Annotated in this window: 19 protein-coding genes; 3 read left to right on the forward strand and 16 right to left on the reverse strand. The window is 71.4% G+C overall.

Annotated features, from left to right (window positions below):
• Positions 1-24: 24 nt before the first annotated feature.
• Both ABB07_RS37290 and ABB07_RS37295 read left to right on the forward strand, forming a co-directional pair.
• Entirely contained in the window at positions 25-2,052 is a 2,028-nt protein-coding gene (locus tag ABB07_RS37290; protein ID WP_208902856.1) for an O-antigen ligase family protein, read from the forward strand.
• Complete coding sequence (locus ABB07_RS37295) at positions 2,049-2,948, forward strand: glycosyltransferase family 2 protein (RefSeq protein WP_208902857.1); 900 nt, start codon at positions 2,049-2,051, stop codon at positions 2,946-2,948. The genes ABB07_RS37290 and ABB07_RS37295 overlap by 4 nt, the downstream gene beginning before the upstream one ends.
• Positions 2,949-3,073: 125 nt before the next feature.
• Here ABB07_RS37295 and ABB07_RS37300 read toward each other — a convergent pair whose 3' ends face one another.
• From ABB07_RS37300 to ABB07_RS37365, 14 genes are all read right to left on the reverse strand, one after another.
• A complete protein-coding gene (locus ABB07_RS37300) occupies positions 3,074-4,057 on the reverse strand; it encodes a class I SAM-dependent methyltransferase (RefSeq protein ID WP_208902858.1) in 984 nt (327 codons plus the stop codon).
• Positions 4,051-4,728, reverse strand: a complete 678-nt coding sequence (locus tag ABB07_RS37305) for a class I SAM-dependent methyltransferase (RefSeq protein WP_208902859.1) — start codon at positions 4,726-4,728, stop codon at positions 4,051-4,053. Before ABB07_RS37305 ends, ABB07_RS37300 begins: the two co-directional genes overlap by 7 nt.
• Before the next feature lie 62 nt (positions 4,729-4,790).
• Entirely contained in the window at positions 4,791-5,591 is an 801-nt protein-coding gene (locus tag ABB07_RS37310) for a glycosyltransferase family 2 protein (RefSeq protein WP_244189653.1), read from the reverse strand.
• Between the two features lie 28 nt (positions 5,592-5,619).
• Positions 5,620-6,348, reverse strand: a complete 729-nt coding sequence (locus tag ABB07_RS37315; protein WP_244189654.1) for a hypothetical protein — start codon at positions 6,346-6,348, stop codon at positions 5,620-5,622.
• A 371-nt stretch (positions 6,349-6,719) separates the two neighbouring features.
• On the reverse strand, positions 6,720-8,288 hold the full coding sequence (locus ABB07_RS37320) for an oligosaccharide flippase family protein (protein WP_208902861.1): 1,569 nt from the start codon (positions 8,286-8,288) through the stop codon (positions 6,720-6,722).
• Positions 8,251-9,090, reverse strand: a complete 840-nt coding sequence (locus ABB07_RS37325; protein ID WP_208902862.1) for a YveK family protein — start codon at positions 9,088-9,090, stop codon at positions 8,251-8,253. Before ABB07_RS37325 ends, ABB07_RS37320 begins: the two co-directional genes overlap by 38 nt.
• A 48-nt stretch (positions 9,091-9,138) precedes the next feature.
• Positions 9,139-10,254: a non-hydrolyzing UDP-N-acetylglucosamine 2-epimerase gene (gene wecB / locus ABB07_RS37330; RefSeq protein WP_208902863.1), complete on the reverse strand. Its 1,116-nt coding sequence runs from the start codon at positions 10,252-10,254 to the stop codon at positions 9,139-9,141.
• Between the two features lie 3 nt (positions 10,255-10,257).
• Positions 10,258-11,517: a nucleotide sugar dehydrogenase gene (locus ABB07_RS37335; protein WP_208902864.1), complete on the reverse strand. Its 1,260-nt coding sequence runs from the start codon at positions 11,515-11,517 to the stop codon at positions 10,258-10,260.
• Positions 11,517-12,287, reverse strand: a complete 771-nt coding sequence (locus ABB07_RS37340) for a WecB/TagA/CpsF family glycosyltransferase (protein WP_208902865.1) — start codon at positions 12,285-12,287, stop codon at positions 11,517-11,519. The genes ABB07_RS37335 and ABB07_RS37340 overlap by 1 nt, the downstream gene beginning before the upstream one ends.
• The gene (locus ABB07_RS37345; protein ID WP_208902866.1) at positions 12,284-13,456 is read right to left on the reverse strand and encodes a hypothetical protein; all 1,173 of its coding nucleotides are present in this window, start codon (positions 13,454-13,456) and stop codon (positions 12,284-12,286) included. Before ABB07_RS37345 ends, ABB07_RS37340 begins: the two co-directional genes overlap by 4 nt.
• A gap of 290 nt (positions 13,457-13,746) precedes the next feature.
• Positions 13,747-14,346: an acyltransferase gene (locus ABB07_RS37350; RefSeq protein ID WP_208902867.1), complete on the reverse strand. Its 600-nt coding sequence runs from the start codon at positions 14,344-14,346 to the stop codon at positions 13,747-13,749.
• A gap of 93 nt (positions 14,347-14,439) precedes the next feature.
• Complete coding sequence (rfbB, locus tag ABB07_RS37355; protein ID WP_208902868.1) at positions 14,440-15,456, reverse strand: dTDP-glucose 4,6-dehydratase; 1,017 nt, start codon at positions 15,454-15,456, stop codon at positions 14,440-14,442.
• Positions 15,453-16,520 (reverse strand): glucose-1-phosphate thymidylyltransferase, encoded by a 1,068-nt coding sequence (locus ABB07_RS37360; protein ID WP_208902869.1) that lies wholly within the window; start codon positions 16,518-16,520, stop codon positions 15,453-15,455. Before ABB07_RS37360 ends, rfbB begins: the two co-directional genes overlap by 4 nt.
• A 10-nt stretch (positions 16,521-16,530) precedes the next feature.
• On the reverse strand, positions 16,531-17,469 hold the full coding sequence (locus ABB07_RS37365; protein WP_208902870.1) for a DMT family transporter: 939 nt from the start codon (positions 17,467-17,469) through the stop codon (positions 16,531-16,533).
• Positions 17,470-17,720: 251 nt separating this feature from the next.
• On the opposite strand from ABB07_RS37365, the gene ABB07_RS37370 reads away from it, so the two are divergent.
• Complete coding sequence (locus ABB07_RS37370; protein ID WP_208902871.1) at positions 17,721-18,440, forward strand: FAD binding domain-containing protein; 720 nt, start codon at positions 17,721-17,723, stop codon at positions 18,438-18,440.
• A gap of 171 nt (positions 18,441-18,611) precedes the next feature.
• Here the strand turns inward: ABB07_RS37370 and ABB07_RS37375 are convergent, their stop codons facing one another.
• Both ABB07_RS37375 and ABB07_RS37380 read right to left on the reverse strand, forming a co-directional pair.
• Positions 18,612-18,962 (reverse strand): ArsR/SmtB family transcription factor, encoded by a 351-nt coding sequence (locus tag ABB07_RS37375; protein WP_208902872.1) that lies wholly within the window; start codon positions 18,960-18,962, stop codon positions 18,612-18,614.
• The gene (locus tag ABB07_RS37380; protein WP_208902873.1) at positions 18,949-19,149 is read right to left on the reverse strand and encodes a hypothetical protein; all 201 of its coding nucleotides are present in this window, start codon (positions 19,147-19,149) and stop codon (positions 18,949-18,951) included. The genes ABB07_RS37375 and ABB07_RS37380 overlap by 14 nt, the downstream gene beginning before the upstream one ends.
• Positions 19,150-19,290: the final 141 nt, after the last annotated feature.

The following is a 19,290-nucleotide window of genomic DNA, read 5'->3' on the forward strand; positions in this document are numbered from 1 at the left end:
ATCACGTGTCCTGGGGGAGTGCTCATGAGCCTCGGCGACCTCTTGTCGATCATGCGCAGGCGCTGGTACTTCATGGTGCCCCTCACCCTGCTCAGTCTGCTCGCGGGCGGGTACCTTTACCGGACCATCCCGGTGTCCTACGCGTCGCAGAGCTCCGTCACGCTGCTCGACTCCAGGGCGGTCGCCGAGCTGGCGCCGACCTTCGGCAACCCCCTGTCGAACGCCGGCGGTTCGCTGGTCGTCACGGCCGACGTGCTGATCAGGACACTCCAGTCCGGCGACTCGGCCAAGGAACTGCGCTCCCGCGGCGTCACGGACCGGTACACGGTCGGTTTCGCTCCGGACGCCGACAGCCCGCTGCTCACCCTGAGCGTCAGCGGAACCGACCGGGCGAAGGTGCTGCGGGAGACCACGACCCTCACCAGCTTCGCCGGGGAGCAGCTGAAGGCCCTGCAGGCCGCCGCCAAGGTGCCGGCGACGTACGTGGTGCAGACCGCGCCGGTCGTCCTGCCGCAGACTCCGGTCTCGCAGTCGAAGAGCCGCTACCAGGACATCGCGGCGGTCGTCATCGTCGGCTTCGTCAGCGCGTTCCTGCTGTCCATCCTGGCCGAAGGCGTCGCGGTGGTCCGCCGCCGGGGACGCGCCCGGGCCGGATACGTTCCCCGGCGCCATCGCGCCCGGCCCCCCGAGCGGGCGCCCCGGGGGCTGCTGGTGCGCAGGCTGGACGCCACGACGATCCTCACCGGCTATCTGGTGCTGGCCTTCTTCGTCCCCTCGAACCTCACCCTGCCCGCCCTCGGCGGCGTCGGCACCCCGGCCAACGTCTTCGCCCTGCTGGGCCTGCTCTGGTACCTCGCCACCTGGCTCGGAGGCCGCATCCTTCCGGCGCAGGGCACCAGGCTGCCGCGCGTGGTGATGTGTGTGCTCGCCGCCGCGGTGCTGCTGTCGTATCTCGCCGACGCGACACGCGACAGCTCGCACGAGGAGGTCCTCGGGGCCGACCGGGGACTCATCGGGCTCGCGGTGTGGGTGGCGCTGGTGGTGCTGGCCTCGGCCGGGATCCAGGAGCGCAGCCGGCTGGAGACCCTGATGCGGCGGCTTGTCGTCCTGGGCACGGTGGTCGCCCTGATCGGCTACTACGACTTCTTCGCCGCGACCAACATCGCCGACTCCATCCACATCCCCGGCCTGCACTCCAGCACCGCCGGGATCAGCGCCATGGACCGCGGCTCGTTCACCCGCCCGCGCTCCACCACGGCCCACCCGCTGGAGTTCGGGGGGATGCTGGCCATCCTGGTCCCCTTCGCCGTCCACCAGGCCTTCGACCCGGTGCGGCGGCACGCGGGAGCGCTGCGCCGCTGGGCTCCGGTGGCGATCATGGCCGGCGCGCTTCCGCTGACGGTGTCCCGGACGTCCATCATCGGCGCCTTCATCGTGATCCTGGTGATGGTGCCCCGCTGGCGGCCGCAGCGGCGCTGGGCCGCGATCGGGCTGATCCTGGGTTCGGTGGCCGGCTTCAAGGTGATCATCCCGGGCCTGATCGGAACCATCACCAACCTGTTCGCCAGCTTCCTGTCCAACTCCGACAGCAGCACCCAGGCGCGCACCGTCAAGTACAGCGCGATCGTCCCCTATCTCGCCGAACGCCCCTGGTTCGGACGCGGATTCGGCACCTTCACCCCCGACCTGTACTTCTTCACCGACAACCAGTACATGCTGACCCTGGCCGAGACGGGCGTCGTGGGGCTGGTCGCGCTGCTCGTCCTGTTCGTCACCGGAATCCACCAGGGCGGTGCCGTCCGCAGGCTCGCCCGCACCGAATCGGACCGCGAGCTCGGGCAGGCCTTCCTCGCCTCGGCGCTGGTCGCGCTGGTCATCAGCGCCACGTTCGACGCCCTCAGCTTCCCCATGTACGCCGGGATGTTCTTCCTGACGCTGGGCGCCGGCGGCAGCTACCTCGGCTTCATCCGCCGCGAGGCGGCCGCGCCCACGGTCCCGTTGTCCCGCAAGGCATCCGAAGCCCAGCTCCCCCAACTCGCGGAGTCCCGATGAGCACCGTCGCCGTCATCGTCGTCACCTGGAACAGCGCCTCGGTGCTCCCCGGGTTCCTCGCCGCGCTCCCGGACGGCATGGCCGGCCTCGACTGGCGGCTGGTCGTGGCCGACAACGACTCCGCCGACGACACCGTCGAGGTCCTGCGGACGCTGGCCCCCGACGCCACCGTCGTCCAGACCGGTTACAACGCCGGGTACGCGGCCGGGATCAACGCGGCGCTGCGGGCAGCAGGTGAGTACGGGTCCGTCCTCATCTGCAACCCGGACATCCGGATGCGGCAGGGTTGCGCCAAGCGCCTCGTCGACACGCTCGGCGATGGTGTGGGGATCGCCGTACCCCTTCTCTACGAGGACGGCCATGACACGCCCCACTACTCACTGCGTCGCGAGTCGAGTGTGCTCCGGGCCCTCGGTGAGGCCGTGATCGGCAACACCCGCGCCGGGCGTTTCCCGGCCCTGAGCGAGCTCGTCACCGACCCCGCCGCATACCAACGGCCCACGCGCGCGGACTGGGCGACCGGCGCGCTCATGGCCATCTCGGGGGAATGCCTGACCGCCTGCGGCCCGTGGGACGAGTCCTTCTTCCTCTACTCGGAGGAGACCGAGTACTGCCTGCGGGCGCGGGACCGGGGGTACCCAACCCAGTTGGAGCCGAGGGCCGAGGCCGTCCACCTGGGAGGCGACTCCCAGGTGTCGCCCCGCCTCTGGAAGCTCCTCACCCTCAACCGCGTCCGCCTGTACGGGCGTAGGCACGGCCCCGTAGCCACTGCTGCCTTCCGCGCCGCCGTCCTGCTCAGGGAGACCTCACGCGCAGCGCTCGGCCGCCCGGCAAGCCGAGCGGCAGCGGCCGCGCTCTCTCGACCGGGGGCCCTGCGTATGACGCCGGGGCCGTGACAGCGAACCCGTGCGGACGCGCCCCAGAAGGGGCGCGGGGCTGTATCGATATGCGGCTCCGCCGCGTGGGCGCGACCAGCCACAACGTACCCGCAGACGGCCGACAGACAGACCGCGGCACTCACTCAGCCGACGCTCCGACGCCGGCACACCATGGCAACGAAGTCATGGCCAACCTCCGGCAACGCAGCGTCCTCCGCAGCAAAACACCGCTCAAGCAGCGCGAGCGTCCCCGGCTCCTGGTCAAGGAAGTTGTGCGCGATCCCGGAGAACGCGATGTGCAACACCGTCCCTCCGTACGGCCGCTCCTCGACGACGTCGAACTCGCGCCGCAGCCCCGGCAGCAGCGCCGCCGCGTCGACCGCCTCCGAGGGGTCGTCCAGCACCATCGACAGTCTGCTGGGCCGCACGACCCGCCGCTTGATCCGGCCGTCGGCCATGCGCCGGCGCTCCTCGGGCAGCTGGGCCAGCAGCGCGTTCGCCGCGTCCAGTTGGGCGTCGGTCCACTGGAACCGGGTGGGGCCGACGAACTCGTCGATCGCGAACATCCCGTCGGGTTCGATCAGTTGGGACAGCCGGGGCAGGGTCTCGTCGAGCTCGTCGAAGTGGTGCAGCGACTGCAGGCCCAGCAGCACGTCGAAGCGTTCCCCGTCGCTGGTCATCCGGTTGACGTCGGTGACCCGGAAGCGCAGGACGTCGGCGAGGCCGTGCTCGGCGGCGGCGCGGGTGGCGAAGCCGATCCGCTCCGGCGCCACATCCACGCCCTCCAGGAGCGAGAACGCGCCGGTCCTCGCCCACAACAGCTCGTTCCCGCCGGTGCCGCACCCGAGGGACAGGCCGCGCAGATCGGTGCGCGGCGCGAAGTGCTTGGCGGCCACGTACTCCGGGAACGAGGTGTCCGCGTCGCCGGTCATCAGCAGGTTCCACCGCTTGATGACCGCCGGTATCGCCCACCACTCGGTCAGCGACGGGTCGACCCGGGACCAGTGCTGGACCACCCGCGCGCCGCCGCGCACCCGCACCTTGGCCAGCACCGGCTCCAGGTCCAGCTTGCGCACCTTGCGCAGCAGGCGGTCGGCGTCATGTCGGTTGACGAGGTTGTTCAGCATGCGGGCTCCGTCCGTACGGCGATGAGCGACTTCGGGGCACCGAGCACCCGCTCGCTGAGCAGCACCGACCGGGGGAACAGGTAGCGCATCTCCGCGCGGGTCAGCAGCTCGATGTTGATCACGGCGTTCATCGCCGACTCCGGGCTGTCGGGGCGGCTGTGGACGAGCGGCCAGTGCCGTACCAGCCGTGCCCGGGCGGCCAGGGGCAGGAACTGGAAGCCGGGCGCCACGAAGTGCGGTTCGACGGGGAAGTAGCGGTAGGGCGTCTGGACCCAGTGCAGCGCCGCCAGTTGCTCGACGGCGGCGGCGAACCGGCGGCGCCGGCTGTGGCCGCCCACGTGCTCGATGGTCGAGTTGGAGAACACCAGGTCGTAGCCGCCCTGGCTGCTCAGTGCGGCGGCGACCGCCGGGTCGGTGACGTCGGCGTTCTCCGCGGTGATCCAGTCGGGCAGTCCGGCCGGGTGTGCCTCCAGGTTGATCAGGTGGACGTGCTTGGCGCGCACCGGTGCGCGCAGCCACATCTCGGCCGTCCCCCCCAGGTCCACCACACTCATGTTCTCGATGCCGGGGAAGCAGCGCCGGAACCGCTCCCAGCGGGCGGTGCGGAGCCGTTCGCCCAGCGAGCCGGGCGCGTCGACGAATCTGTTCCTGAGGGCGCGGGAGCGGGGCACGGGATCAACCACCTGTCGTCGGAGCGGAAGGGGAGCTGAGGTCTGCGGAGCCGGGGGCCGCTTCAACCGGGCTGCTGCCACCGGGTGTAGAAGCTGGCCGGGTTCATCAGGTACCGGACGGTGGGGTACGGCACATGGCGCACCCGGTGCCTGCGGCCGTACCGGCGGATCAGCTCCCAGTCCTCGCGGGGCAGCACCTCCGGGGTCCGGCGCAGGCGGCTGAAGTGCAGGGAGCGAGAGCGGCGGGCGACGAAGGCGTTGGTGTCCAGGAAGGCCTCGCGGGCGGACCGGCGCCGGTCGTAGGGCACCGACAGGACGTCCTGCTCACGGCCGTCGGGCAGGACGCGGCGCAGCGCGGTGTAGACGCCGTCGGGCCCGCCGGGGGACTCCAGGACCGCCAACGCGCGCTCCAGGTGGTCGGGCTCCCAGAGGTTGTCGTCGTCCAGGAACGCCACGTACCGCGAGCGGGTGAGGCGGATGCCCACGTTGCGCACGACGCCCGCCACGCCGGTGTTGCGTGCCAGGGACACGGCGAACAGCCGTGGGTCGCCGGGGAGTTCGGGGAGCCCGGCGCCGTCGTCGACCACGATGACGACCTGGTCGCGGACGGTCTGCTCCAGGGCCGAGCGCACCGCGGCACGCAGCGCCTCGGGGCGCCGGTGGGTGGCGATCACCGTGGCGACGAGTGCCGAGGGCGGTGACGGCAGGCGGGCCGCCAGCCGCCGGGTCTCGGCGTCCTCGGTCCGGCGCAGCCGCACCGCGGTGGGCGCCAGGAGGATCTTGTTCCTGGCCTCGAAGAGCACCAGCCAGCCGAACGCGGCCTTGAGCAGCGTCCAGGGCGCCCGCGCGACACGACGCATCATGTGGTTCCCTCCTGGCAGGGCATCCCGCTCACGGGGACGGCTCGGGCTGGATCGTGCGGCCGTCGGACATCCGGTTGTTCCGCCACACGTTGCCGGTGCCGCCGGCGTTCCAGTGGGCGACCGTGCCGTAGCCGCCGGAGGCGGGGTGGTACTGGGTCGAGAAGATGTTGTCGGTGACCTTGATCCCGGTGGCGCCCTTGTCACCGCCGTAGAGGGCGTACGCACCGCCGGCGATCCAGTTGTGGTCGACGGTGACGTTGCGGACCACTCCGGTGTCGGCGAACAGGCCGATGCTTCCCGAGGCCCCCTGCTTGAGGCCGGTCGGGTTCAGCAGTGTGTTGTGGCGGACGATCAGCTGCCCGGTGTTGCCGCCGCCGCTGATGACCGCGTCGGTGTGCTGCCACTCGCCGCCCTGGTTGACGAACGGGACGATGTCGTGGACGTAGTTGTCGTGCAGATCGCCCTGTCCCATGGACAGGGCGTCACCGAACACGGAGACGTCGCACCAGCCGACCTCGACGGAACTGCCGCCCATGTTCGACACCGCGTAGTCCACGCCGCCGTTGTCGGGCCCCTTGCCGGGCACGGCCGTGACGGTGGAGTGCAGGACCCGCAGGCCGTGGTAACCGGGGCGCAGGTTGATGCCCCACCAGTTGTCCGAGGTGATTTTGGTGTCGATGACGGTGACGTCGTTCGCGTAGATGTCCAGCGAGCCGGTGATGTCCCAGCCGCGGATGACGAGCCCGTTGGTGCGCACGGCCAGGTAGCCGGTCCTGTGGGGCTCGAGGGGGACGCGCGGGCCGGTGGTACGGGCGTCGGGGAAACCGCAGGCGCCGGGGGAGGCGCACGCCGCTTTGGCCGGGGGGTGGCCGGAGGCGCCGCTCGCACCGGCCGTCCCGGTCGGGGTCGGCGTGCCGGCGGGTCCCGCTGACGTCCCGCCGGCCGCGGACGACCGACCGGCGCTCGGCGACGCCGACGACCCCCTCGCCGGGCAGGTCGGCGCGTCGTCCGCGCAGGCCGGCGGCGCGGACCGGACCGATCCCGAGCAGGCCGCGCCCCCGACCGCGAGTAAGGCCGCGAGCAGCGGCCCCGCGAGCGAGCTCCGGCTGATACGCCGTGACATCCGGCTCACCTCATGTCCTGTTGGGAAGACGGAACCGGTACGGACGCCCGGTGGCGGCCACGGGGGGACCTGGCGCCGCGGTCGGCGCCGCGCAGGAAGTCGCGGCTGGGCAGGACGCACACCGTGTAGCCGGCCAGCGCCGCCGCGCCGATGGCGAGGAGTGCGAGCCGTCCGTCGCCGAACGGGCGCTCCAGGCCGAGGACGATCGCGCCCATCACGGCCCCGCCGAGGAAGGGCCAGGCGCAGGCCCTGGCGATCCGGCCGACGCCGATGCCGCCACGGCCGAGGGCGACCAGGAACACGGGCACCACCAGGCCGCCGGCGACCAGGACATGGCCCTGGGAGACTCCGACGATCCCGTTCAGACGGGCGGCGACCAGAAGCACCGGGACCAGGGCCACCAGCCACAGTCCCTGCACCAGGAAGAGCGAACGGCGCTGTCCGGTCGCGACCAGACAGTCATAGGCGAGTTCACTGCCGATGCGGATCAGCCCGAGGGCCATCAGCCAGGGCAGCGCCGCGGCGGCCGGGGTCCAGCGAGTGCCGTAGATCAGCTGGATGACCGGCTCCGCGAGGCCGGCCAGCAGGACACACAGCGGCACCGTGCCGGTGATCACCACGCCCAGGGCACGGCTGAAGCCCTGGGCGAGCGCCTGCGGCGACCCGGCCAGCCGGGAGAACCCGGCGAAGGAGACCCGGCGGGCGGCCTCGGAGATGATCCGCACCGGCCAGCCGGAGATGTTGAAGGCGAGGACGTAGAAGCCCAGGGACACATTGCCCAGCGTCGCGCCCACCACCATGGTGTCGACGTTGACCACCGCCAGGGCCAGCAGGCTCGCCCCCGCCAGCGGAAGCCCGAACCGCAGCAGCGCCCTGGCCTGCCCGGGGTCCCAGCCGTATCTCAGGGTGCCCGGTGCGGCCAGCCGGCAGCCGATCAGCGTCACGACGTTGCCCGCCACGGCTCCCCAGGCGAAGCTCATCGCGCCCTGGCCCGCGAAGGCCAGCAGCAGCGTCACCGCGGTGCCGAGCACGAAGTTGAGCCCGTCGATGACCATCCGCCTGCCCTGGGCGAACTCCCGGGTGAGGAAGCCGCCGGGTACCTGGGCCACCCCGTCGATCACCACGCACAGGCACATCACCCGCAGTACGCCGGTGGCGTCCGGGGAGCCGAGCAGGTCGGCCACCGCCGGTGCCGCCGCGAACAGCGCCACGTACAGCAGGCCGCTGGAGAGGGTGCTGAGGGTGAGCACGGTCGGCGCGAACCGCCGTGCGTCCCCCTCCCAGCGCACGATGGCCAGGCCCACACCCAACTCGTTCGCGGACAGCAGCACCAGCAGCACGGTCTGGGCGATGCCGTACACGCCCCACTGAGCCGGGCCCAGGGCGAAGCGGGCCAGCACGATGCCGGTCGCGAAGGTGCCCAGGCGCAGCACGAGGGTGTTGATCAGGCTCCACCGGGCCGCCGAACGGACCTTTCGCTCAAGTGAGTTGGCGGCAGGGGATGAGGGAGGGGGAGGAGCGGGGGTGTCGCTCGTCTCACCGGTCTCGCTCTGCGGAGCGCGGGCGGTGTCCATGAGTCGGCTCCTCGTCGAGCGGCTCTGCGGCGGACGCCCCGGCCATGACGGGCCGTGGCGCTGTGGGCTCTGCGGCGGCCGCCCGGTCCCCGGCGGGCCGTGACCAGCTCGGCGGCCGCCGGATGGCGAGCGTCTCGTCCACCACCGGTTCCCCGGCCGAGGGGGCGGGGGAGGTCGTCTTCTCCTGCTCCGGCCCGGGCTTGTGCGGCCTCTTGCGCGCCTCCGCGTAGAAGGCGGCGGCCAGGCTCAGCACCAGGCCCAGGCACCCGGCCATGACCAGGTACTCGATCCGGGTCTTCGTCTGCGCCACCGGGTTCTGCGGCGGCACGATGGTCGTCATGCGGATCATGGCCTTCGGTGCGACCGACTGCTGCTTCTGGAACAGATCCAGCCGTTCCCTGGCGTAGGCGGTCAGGATCTTGTCCGAGGCGAGGACGGCGGCCTTGTCGGTGCCGGTGACGGTGAGCCAGAGCAGCGGCCCCTGCGCGTTGTCGGCGAGCTTGGCCGCGAACGTGCCCGAGGCGCCACGGGACTTGAGGTCCTGGACAGAGCCGTCGGAGTTGAGGTTGCGGGCCAGGCTGTCGGCCATCCCGGTGAGCGAGGTCTGGCTGCTTAGGAAGGGGTTGCCGTCGTAGGCGACGGTGGCCTTCTGGGAGTTCAGCAGCACCACCGTGCTCTGCGACTGGTAGGTGACCGGAACCATCAGGGCCACACCGAGGATCAGGCCGGCGGTCAGCAGCAGTCCGGGCAGCAGGACGTACCAGCGCCTGCGCATGACGCGGACGATCTCAGCCAGGTCCATGGTCCCCCCTCGCGAACCGACGTTCGACGAGCATATGTTTCAAGCGGTTCATATGGGGAGCGTTCGGTCGGTGGGTCTCGGCCGCGTGCTCGCGGTGCCTCCTGCCAGCAGCACGTCGGCGATGCGGTCGCTCGCGCGGCCGTCCCACAGCTCGGGCCGACGCGGCCCGGGCGGATCGTCCAGCACCCGGTGCACGGTGGACACGATGCGGGCCGGATCCCGGCCGGCCAGCACATTGGTGCCCTGCTCGACGGTGATCGGCCGCTCGGTGTTGTCCCGCAGGGTCACGCACGGCACGCCCAGCGCGGTGGTCTCCTCCTGTACGCCGCCCGAGTCGGTCAGCACGAGCCGGGCCGAGTCCTGCAGGGCGATGAAGTCCAGGTATCCCGCCGGCGGCACGAGCTGGATCCCGCCGGGGACGCCGACGTCGGCCAGCCGCTGCGCCGCGCGCGGGTGCACGGGCAGCAGCAGCGGGCAGCGGCCGGCGATCTCGCCCAGGGCCTTCAGGAGCCCGCCGAGGACCTCGGGGTCGTCCACGTTGGCGGGGCGGTGCAGGGTGACCAGGCCGTACCCGCCCGCGGTCAGGCCGTACCGGCTCACGACGTCCGAGGCCCTGGCCCGCTCCAGGTTGGCCAGCAGCGTATCGATCATGACGTTGCCGACGAGGTGGATCTGGTCCTCCCGGTACCCTTCCGCGCGCAGGTTCTCGGCGGCGTCGGGCGAAGGGGCCAGCAGGTGGTCGCTGACGCGGTCGGTGACGACCCGGTTGACCTCCTCCGGCATGCCCCAGTCGCGGCTGCGCAGGCCCGCCTCGACATGGGCCAGCAGCGGTCCGGCCTTGGCGGTGACCAGGGCGCAGGCCAGGGTGGAGTTGATGTCGCCGACCACGACGACGATGTCCGGGCGGACCTCGCCGAGCAGGGGCTCGAACGCGGTCATCACGCGTCCGGTCTGCTCGGCGTGGGTGCCGGACCCGACCCCGAGGAAGCGGTCGGGCGGCCGGATGCCGAGGTCGGCGAAGAACACGTCGTTCATGGCCGGGTCGTAGTGCTGCCCGGTGTGGACGAGGACCACGTCCGCGCCCCGGCGTTCCAGGGCGTCCATCACCGGTTTGATCTTCATGTAGTTGGGGCGTGCCCCGGCGACGCAGACGACTCGCGGCATGGCTCAGAGCACCTCGATCGTGGGTCCGGAAGGCAGCCGCCGACGGCAGTCGAGGACGAAACGGGCGTGCTCGGCGACGAGTTCGTAGTCGAAACTGTCGTGGTCGGCGAGCAGCACCACCACGTCGGCGGCCGCCAGCTCCTGTGCCGTCGGTTCGACCCGCACCAGGCGGGTGTCCACCGGCAGGCCCTCGACGACGTGCGGGTCCGCCGCCTTGACCTGGGCCCCCATGTCCAGCAGCAGTTGGGAGATGCGCAGGGCGGGCGACTCGCGGGCGTCGCCGGTGTTCTTCTTGTACGCCAGACCGAGCAGCAGGATGCGCGAGCCGTTCACGGAGCGACGTCTCTCGTTGAACAGGTCGCCGATACGGCGTGCCACGTACTCGGGCATGTGGCTGTTGATGTCGTTGGCCAGTTCCACGAAGCGGAAGCTCTGGCCGAGTTCGCGCTGCACCCGCCAGGACAGGTACGAGGGGTCGATCGGCAGGCAGTGGCCGCCGACGCCCGGTCCCGGGGTGAACCTCATGAAGCCGAAGGGCTTGGTGGAGGCCGCGTCGATGGCCTGCCAGACGTCGATGTCCAGGTGGTGGGCGAACATCGCGATCTCGTTGACCAGCGCGATGTTCACATGGCGGAAGGTGTTCTCCAGCAGTTTGGCGAGTTCGGCCTCCTTCGGCGAGCTCACCGGCACGGTGGTGTCGACGAGCCCGGCGTAGAAGTCCTGAACGGCCTCCAGCGACGCCGCGTCGACGCCGGACACGACTTTCGGGGTCTCCTTGAAGCCCCAGACGGCGTTGCCGGGGTCGATCCGCTCGGGGCTGTAGCCGAGGTGGAAGTCGCGGCCCGCGGTGAGGCCCGAGCCGTCCTCCAGGATCGGGGCGAACAGCTCCTGGGTGGTGCCGGGATACGTGGTCGACTCCAGGACGACGGTGGCTCCGGGACGCAGGTAGCGGGCGAGGGTCACCGCCGACTCCTTGATGTAGCGGAGGTCGGGGGTGCCCTCGTGCAGCGGGGTCGGTACGGTCACGACGGCGACGTCGAAACCGCCGCAGTCGCGCGCCGATTCGCTCGCCCGGTAGGCGCCGCTGTCCAGTGCCGTGCGGATCCGCTCGGAGGAGACGTCCTCGACGAAGGACTCACCGGCGGAAAGGCTCTTCACCCGGCGGGAGTCGACGTCGTATCCGATCACCTCGTGGCCGACCTCGGCGGCACGGATGGCCAGGGGCAGGCCGACGTATCCCTGTCCAACCACGACGACGCGCATCAGTGACTCCTGTTCGCGGGAGCGGTCGACGGGTTGAGCCGGATGAACTCTCGCGCCGTCATGAGGACGAAGGCAGCATTGGTGGTGAGATAGCGCCGGCCCAGACGGCGCGGTTCCTGCAGTGCGCGGTAGAGCCACTCGAACCCCCACCGCTGCCAGGAACCGGGGGCGCGTCTCGTGACCCCGGCCAGGATGTCGAAGGAGCCGCCGACCCCGTGCACGACGCGGGCGCCGGTGCGCGCGCCGTAGGCGGCGGTGAAGATCTCCTTCTTGGGCGAGGTCATGCCGAGGAACAGCATCTGGGCGCCGCTCCGGGCGATCCCGTCCGCTATCGCCTCCTGCTGCGCGTCGTCGAAATAGCCGTTCCGGCTGCCGGCCACCTTCAGGCGGGGGAAGCGGCCGGCCACCCGGCGCAGCATCTCCTCCAGGACCTCCTGTCTGGCGCCGAGGAAGTACACCGACATGCCCGCCGATTCCGCCTCGGCCAGCAGTCGCAGGAACAGGTCGATACCGGCCACCCGTTCGGGCAGCGGGGCGCGCAGCATCCGGCCGGCCCAGACCACGGCCTGACCGTCGGCGAGGACGAGATCGCAGCCGGCCACGGCCCGGGCGAGCCGGGGGTCCCGCCGCATGTTCACCAGCTTCGCGGCGTTGACCACCCCGATCTCGAGCTGCCTGCCGTCCCGGACCGCCGCGAGGCAGCGCTGCACGGTCTCGTCCATGGTCAGCGGGTCCAGCTCGACGCCGAAGAGGGACCGCCGCCCGCTCATACGCGGCCCCCCTGCCAGGCGTGGAGCATCCAGCCGAACTCGTACGGCCGGCATTCGCGGTCCACGGAGAGGGGCCGGTACATCCGGTCCAGGGACTTCAGGCGCAGGTTCGGCGCGACTCGGCTGCCGAGTCCCCGGGCGGCGCGTACGGCCTTCTTCGGGTCGCCCCGGTAGACCTTGCGCCAGGTGGCGCCGAGCTCGTCCAGGATCAACGGCTCGCGGTTTTCCGGGCGTTCGGCCAGTTCGGGTACGTCCGTCATCCAGCGCAGGCCCTTGCGGACCGACGCGCCGAAGTCGGTGCCGCCGGCGTCCGCGAGATCGAACAGCGCGGTCGGCGCCATCGCGTGCTGGTGGACGCTGTAGACGGGGTAGCCCTCCACGACACCGCCGGTGCGCGCGTCGTAGTGCCACCACCACTGCCCGCCATCGCCCTGCAGTCGGCAGATGCGCGCCGCGCACGCCTCGGCCGCGGCCAGCGCCTCGGGATCGCCGCCCCCGTCGCTGCTCGCGTGGGCGCGGGCCAGCGCCTGCAGCGGATACGTCTGGTCGGCGAAGCAGCTCACGTGCGCCCGGTACCAGGGCACCAGGCCGGGCCCCGTGGCGTGCGGGAACAGCGGGCTGTCGCCGATCCGAGCCCGCAACAGACGGTCACGGGCTGCGGTGAAACGTATCTCCACGTCGACCGTGTCGCGGGCCGCGGCGAGGGCGGACAGCACCCAGGCGGCCTCCACGGTGTACTGCGGCCGGCCCTCCTCGTCCAGGGAATCGACCCGCGCGAGAGCGTCGGACAGCTTGGGATGCCCGGTCTCGGCGGCGGCCCAGGCGATGAGCGCCGCGTCACCGAGGTTGGCCACCCCGGGCAGTGACTCGACCAGCAGACCCGTGAACTCCTCGGCGGTACGCCCCCCCAGCACCGCGCGCTGGCGGTCCTCGGGCAGGAACCGGGCCCCCAGTGCCGTGATGGCCGCGTAGCGGGTGCTGGTCCCGCGCCGCTCCAGGGTCCAGGAACCATCGGGGGCCCGCCGCCCGGCCATGGTGAAGGCGAAGGCCTCACCTCCGGGGAGCAGCATCGACGGAAGCCCCGACTCGGCGACCGCGAGCAGTCGCCGGGCGAGTGCGAGCAGCGGCGGCTCCTCACGACCGAGCGCCGCCAGACGTGTGGTCGTCATCTTCTGGGCACACCAACCCCCCTGTGGGTCCTTTTTCGCGCAGGCTCGTGATCGCCGCGTCGCGGATGGCCACGCGGCGGCAGGCGGATGTCAGAACGTCAGACGTCAGGCGTCGAAGCCGGCGTCACACCCGTTTTGGACACAGCTGTGCTCACCCGGTAACCCCCCCTGGGCACTGGTTTGTGCGCTCACTGTGCCGACTCTGCACAGTTCGCACACATGTTATGCCTGCACGTGTTCGAGGATTGGCGTTTCGGGAGAATCGGCAGTCGTAAGTGCGCGATGAACGGTCATGCGCGCTCGGCGAGTTCGCCGTCCTTCTCGTCGTACAGCGCCCCCGTCTCCGGGCACTCCCAGACGCCCGGCTCGCCGTCCCGCTCGACGAGCCGCACGCCGGCCCGGCCGACCCAGCCGATCCGGCGCGCCGGAACTCCCGCCACGAGCGCGAAGTCCGGCACGTCGCGGGTCACCACGGCGCCGGCCGCGACCAGCGCCCAACGGCCGACGCGCACCGGCGCCACGCACACCGAGCGGGCTCCCAGGGACGCGCCCTCGCCCACCACGACCGCCACGGCCTCCCAGTCGCCGCCGCGCTTCAGGCGGCCCTGCGGGTCCACCGAACGGGGGAAGTGGTCGTTGGTGAGCACCGCCGCCGGGCCGACGAACACCCCGTCACCGAGCTGGGCGGGTTCGTAGACCAGCGCGTGGTTCTGGAGCTTCACGTGGTCGCCGATCCGCACCCCCGGGCCGACATACGCGCCCCGGCCCACGATGCACCCGCTGCCCAGCCGGGCGTCCTCCCGTATCTGGGCCAGGTCCCATACGGTCGTCCCGTCACCTATCGTGGCCGTCTCGTCGACCTGGGCGGTCGGCTGGATCCTGAAGTTCACCAGGCGGAACCTTTCTTCTCGTTGAGGAGAGCCAGAGACGCCGTGCGTACGACGTTCCCCGCGCTCGTCGTCAAAAAGTGGATCGGTACGGCACTAGAGCGCCGCTCGCTCCTTCAGCGGCTCCCACCAGGCGCGGTTCTCCCGGTACCAAGTGACCGTCTCCGCAAGGCCGGTGGCGAAGTCCTTGCGGGGCTCGTAGCCGAGCTCGTCGCGGATCTTCGCGCAGTCCACGGAGTAACGGCGGTCGTGGCCCTTGCGGTCGGCGACGTACTCGACGCTGCTGTCCCAGTCCGCGCCGCAGGCCTCCAGCAGCAGAGCGGTCAGCTCCTTGTTGGTCAACTCGGTGCCGCCGCCGATGTTGTAGACCTCACCGGCTCGCCCCTTGGCGCGCACCAGCTCGATGCCCTGGACGTGGTCGTCGATGTGCAGCCAGTCCCGGACGTTGCCGCCGTCGCCGTACAGCGGAACCCTCTTGCCGTCCAGCAGGTTCGTGATGAACAGCGGGACGACCTTCTCGGGGAACTGATGGTGCCCGTAGTTGTTGGAGCAGCGGGTCACCCGCACGTCGAGGCCATGGGTACGGTGGTACGCGAGGGCGATCAGGTCGCTCGACGCCTTGGAGGCGGCGTACGGGGAGTTGGGGCGCAGCGGATCCGTCTCCGGCCAGGAGCCGAAGTCGGTCGAGCCGTACACCTCGTCGGTGGAGATGTGCACGAAGGTCTTCGCACCTGGGTGGCGCAGCGCGGCGTCCAGCAGGGTCTGGGTGCCCAGGACGTTGGTCCGGACGAACTCGGCGGCGCCCAGAATCGAGCGGTCCACATGTGACCCGGCGGCGAAGTGGACCACCTGGTCATGGTCGGCGAGCAGCTCGCCGACCAGCGCGGCGTCACAGATGTCACCCTGGACGAAGGCGAACCCCGGGTGATCGCGCACCTCGTCGAGATTGGCCGGATCACCCGCGTAGGTCAGCTTGTCCAGCACCGTGACCGCCACCTCACCCGGGCCGGCCGGGCCGAGCAGCGTACGGACGTAGTGCGAGCCGATGAAACCGGCACCGCCGGTCACCAGGATCCGGGCCGGCCGGGCGGGCGAGGACGAAGGGGCCGTCATGACGAGATCTGCACCTTGCTGTGGTCGCCGAGGACGAAACGGTGGGCGGCGGGCTTGCGGGGCGCGGGCGTCACCTCGACGTTGCGTCCGATGAGGGAGGCCTCCACCCGGCGGACCCCGCTCACCGAGGAGTCGCGCAGCACGATCGAGTACTCGATCTCGCTGTCGTCGATCCGGCAGTCCCCGGCTATCGAGGTGAAGGGGCCGACGTACGAGTCGGTGATCACGGTGTTCGCGCCGACGATCACCGGTCCCACGATCCGGCTGCCGGTGACCTTCGCCCCGGGATCGATCCGCACCCGGCCGATGATCTCGCTGTCGTCGTCGACCGTGCCGTCGATCCGGCGCTCCAGGGTCTCCAGGACCGAGCGGTTGACCTCGAGCATGTCGGTGACGTTCCCGGTGTCCTTCCAGTACCCGGAGATGATCGTGGAGCGCACGTCACGGCCGCCGTCGATCAGCCACTGGAGGGCATGCGTGATCTCCAGCTCGCCGCGCCAGGACGGCTGGATGGAGCGCACGGCCTCGTGGATCGCCGGGGAGAACAGATAGACGCCCACCAGCGCGAGCTCGCTCTTGGGATGCCGGGGCTTCTCCTCCAGGCCGATCACCTGGCCCGCCGTGTCCAGCTCGGCGACGCCGAACGCGGTCGGGTCCGGCACCTTCGTCAACAGGATCTGCGCCTCCGGCCGCTCGCTGCGGAAGGCGGCCACCAGATCCGTGATGCCTCCGACGACGAAGTTGTCACCGAGGTACATCACGAAGTCCTCGTCGCCCAGGAACTCACGGGCGATCAGCACCGCGTGGGCCAGTCCCAGCGGCGCCGCCTGCGGGATGTAGGTGACGTCCAGTCCCCACGCGGAACCGTCGCCGACCGCCTCCCGGATCTCCTCGGCCGTGTCCCCGACGATGATCCCCACCTGGGTGATGCCCGCCTCGGCGATCGCCTCCAGACCATAGAACAGCACCGGTTTGTTCGCGACCGGTACGAGTTGCTTCGCCGATGTATGGGTGATGGGACGCAAACGGGTACCTGAGCCACCAGACAACAAAAGTGCCTTCATGCATATCACCCTACTTATGCCGGACTTGCTGACGGGGGCATTCCGCACGGGTGGGGGTCGCGGCGTCCGCGCCGGGAACGCCGCGTGGACGCAGGCCGGCGACCAGGCCGAGGATCAGCACGGTGATGCCCAGCCACACCGACGGCCCCGGGGCGCCGCTGCCGGAGACCGCGCCGACGACCGCCGCGGCGAGCGGCGCGATGCCGGTCAGCAGGCCCGCGCGCCCCGCTCCCACGGCGCGGACCGTCGAATACCACAGCACGAAGGCGACCGCCGTCACCATCAGCGCCAGATAACCGACGGCCGCCCACTGGGACGCGGACAACTCCCGTACGGCCGACGGCCCTTCGGTCACCGTGCCGAGGAGAGCCAGCAGCACGGCGGCCTGCCACATCGCGTGCACGGACACCCCCCACGGCGAGTGCCGCTGCAGCACCGGCACCGCGAGCAGCGTGAACGCGGCCTCGCAGCCCAGGGCCAGCGCCGCCCAGGCCACTCCCACGGCGTCGGTGCGGCCCGTACCCTCCACCAGCACCGCGCCCGCCATGACGACGGGCGCCGCCCACAGCACCCGCCGGCTCGGCCTGCGCCGCTCCAGCACCGGACCGATCACAGCCAGCACCACCGGTACGCACGCGACCGCCACAGCGATCACCGCGGGCTCCGCGTGCCCGACGCCCCGGACCACGGCCACGTTGAACAGCACCAGACCGGTGACCGCGATCCCGGCCAGCCACAGCCACTCCCGGCCCCTCGGCCACACCAGGCGAGCACCGGCGAGCCGCGCCAGGACCAGGAGGATCACGGTCGCGGCCGCGTACCGGACCGCCTGGGTGCCGAACAGCGGCGCGTCGACGAGCGTGCGCGAGACGCTGACGCTGCCGCCGACCAGCGCCATCCCGACCATGCCGGGGACGAGCCGGGCGAGGGAAGCGGAAGGTATGTCCATACCGCCCACGCTGCCGTCACCCCGGACGTCATGGACAGGTCCACAACGCCACCGGTGCGGTGGACCAAAAGGCCGTGCCGGCCGCCGGGCCGGCGGGGCCCGGGCGCTGCCCGGCGGGAGACCGCACGGCGTGCTCGTGTGAGCCCTGTACGCGCCCCCGCCCCGGCGAGAAGACTGCCTCGGCGAGGGCGGTTGGCCACAGCATGACTCACCGCCGTCGGTCGACTCACGAGGAAGGCAGGCCGGTCGCCGTGTTGTTGCGTCTCCCCACGTCGGTGTCCGAAGCGCAGGAGTATCTGGCCGAGGGCGCCGTGCCGATCGGCGGAGCCACGCTCCTGTGGGCCACATGGCAGCGGGACGGCTTCCCCGAAGTCGCCATGTCACTGCGGGAGTTGCCCGAGGCCAACGTGCTGGGGCGGGACACCGCGGGAGGCGCTGTGGTCCTGCACCGGATCGACGACCGGGTGCCGGACGTGCTGCGCCTGGCGGCCGCGGCAGTGGGCACCGGGGCCGTGCGGCGGACGGCGACGGTCGGCGGCAACCTCGTCGGCAGCACGCTGCGCTGTCTGCTGCCCGCGGCGATCGTCCTGAACGCACGGGCGACGGTGCTGGAATCCGATGGCGTCCAGGAGACGGACCTGGCCGAGCTGGTTTCCAAGCGCCCCGTGCTGCTCAGCCTCCGCTGGCGTGCGCCGATCGCCTGCGCGTACCGGAAACTGGCCGGCGAGGCAGGTGGCCCGCCACCCCTCGTCGTCGCCTCGGCCGTGCACGTCGACGACGGTGGCGAGCGGCTGCGGGTCGCCGTACGCGACGGCTACGACGTGCTCAGCGGCAGCACCTCGTGCGCCACCGGCACCGAGGAGGCCCTGTACGCACTGCGCGCGACGGCCTTCGGCGATCTGCCGACCGCGGCCTGGGACGTCGTACGCGCTCAGGTCGCCGGTCTGCTGGGTGGCCTGGGCGCGCACTGACGGTCGTGTGCGGCGCGAGCCACGGAACCAGTGAGGGCGCGACGACGATCACGAGAGCACGCCACGGCGAGCCCGAGGGTCACTCCCAGCACGGTCGGCGGCGCGGTCGGGCGCCGGAATGCCGCGTTCACCGGCGGTTCTCCTCCCGGAGCGAGTCGGGCGGCGATCTCGTCACGAGGATCCGCGCGCCTGCTCGTCGGGGTGATCCTTCAGCGCGCCGAGCGGGCTGTCCCAGTCGCGTGCCAGCGCGGCCAGGAACTGCTGCGCCACCCGCATCGGCGCCGATCGCAGCCGGTAGCGCACCCGGCGTCGCTCACCCGGTTCGGCCGTCACCAGGCCGGCGTCGGCCAGCAGGGCCAGGTGTTTGGCGATCGCCTGCCGGGTGATCGGCAGCCGGCCGGCCAGGTCCGTGGCGGTGGCCGGCCCCCCGGAAGCCAGCGCGGCGAGGATGGCGCGCCGGCTCGGGTCGGCCAGAGCGGCGAAGACCTGCTCGGCGATCGCCTCCATGTCAGGCTGCGGCATCGAGGTGGTCGACCAGTTCGCCCAGTTCGCGCGTCCAGCCCTCGGGCAGTTCGGCCATGCGCCAGGTGAAGCCGAACACCGTCGGTTCCTCCACCCGCTCCACCCGCATGTCGGCAAAGTGGCCGCCCTTCCATTTCCTCCAGGCCGAGCCGCCCGCCATCACTGCCTCCAGGGCTATAGCAACCATCTGTTTGCGACACTATAGCAACCGAATGGTTGCGTTAATGGGATCGACGCGTGGTCTGGCGTGCCCAGGTCGGCGCCCCATAGCACGCCTCGACCTCTCCCGGTGCGGCGACACGCCGTAGTGCGTGAGGTGAGCGGGCAT

The sequence above is a fragment of the Streptomyces incarnatus genome, assembly GCF_001027185.1.
Classification (GTDB): domain Bacteria; phylum Actinomycetota; class Actinomycetes; order Streptomycetales; family Streptomycetaceae; genus Streptomyces; species Streptomyces puniciscabiei.

What these genes read in the sequence shown, in the direction of transcription:
- ABB07_RS37335 (WP_208902864.1), bottom strand. Translation starts at nt 11,517, where the DNA reads ATGCGCGTCGTCGTGGTTGGACAGGGATACGTCGGCCTGCCCCTGGCC.
- ABB07_RS37325 (WP_208902862.1), bottom strand. Translation starts at nt 9,090, where the DNA reads ATGGACCTGGCTGAGATCGTCCGCGTCATGCGCAGGCGCTGGTACGTC.
- ABB07_RS37300 (WP_208902858.1), bottom strand. Translation starts at nt 4,057, where the DNA reads ATGCTGAACAACCTCGTCAACCGACATGACGCCGACCGCCTGCTGCGC.
- rfbB (WP_208902868.1), bottom strand. Translation starts at nt 15,456, where the DNA reads ATGACGGCCCCTTCGTCCTCGCCCGCCCGGCCGGCCCGGATCCTGGTG.
- ABB07_RS37345 (WP_208902866.1), bottom strand. Translation starts at nt 13,456, where the DNA reads ATGACGACCACACGTCTGGCGGCGCTCGGTCGTGAGGAGCCGCCGCTG.
- wecB (WP_208902863.1), bottom strand. Translation starts at nt 10,254, where the DNA reads ATGCCGCGAGTCGTCTGCGTCGCCGGGGCACGCCCCAACTACATGAAG.
- ABB07_RS37365 (WP_208902870.1), bottom strand. Translation starts at nt 17,469, where the DNA reads ATGGACATACCTTCCGCTTCCCTCGCCCGGCTCGTCCCCGGCATGGTC.
- ABB07_RS37375 (WP_208902872.1), bottom strand. Translation starts at nt 18,962, where the DNA reads ATGCCGCAGCCTGACATGGAGGCGATCGCCGAGCAGGTCTTCGCCGCT.
- ABB07_RS37360 (WP_208902869.1), bottom strand. Translation starts at nt 16,520, where the DNA reads ATGAAGGCACTTTTGTTGTCTGGTGGCTCAGGTACCCGTTTGCGTCCC.
- ABB07_RS37340 (WP_208902865.1), bottom strand. Translation starts at nt 12,287, where the DNA reads ATGAGCGGGCGGCGGTCCCTCTTCGGCGTCGAGCTGGACCCGCTGACC.
- ABB07_RS37310 (WP_244189653.1), bottom strand. Translation starts at nt 5,591, where the DNA reads ATGATGCGTCGTGTCGCGCGGGCGCCCTGGACGCTGCTCAAGGCCGCG.
- ABB07_RS37380 (WP_208902873.1), bottom strand. Translation starts at nt 19,149, where the DNA reads ATGGTTGCTATAGCCCTGGAGGCAGTGATGGCGGGCGGCTCGGCCTGG.
- ABB07_RS37290 (WP_208902856.1), top strand. Translation starts at nt 25, where the DNA reads ATGAGCCTCGGCGACCTCTTGTCGATCATGCGCAGGCGCTGGTACTTC.
- ABB07_RS37295 (WP_208902857.1), top strand. Translation starts at nt 2,049, where the DNA reads ATGAGCACCGTCGCCGTCATCGTCGTCACCTGGAACAGCGCCTCGGTG.
- ABB07_RS37320 (WP_208902861.1), bottom strand. Translation starts at nt 8,288, where the DNA reads ATGGACACCGCCCGCGCTCCGCAGAGCGAGACCGGTGAGACGAGCGAC.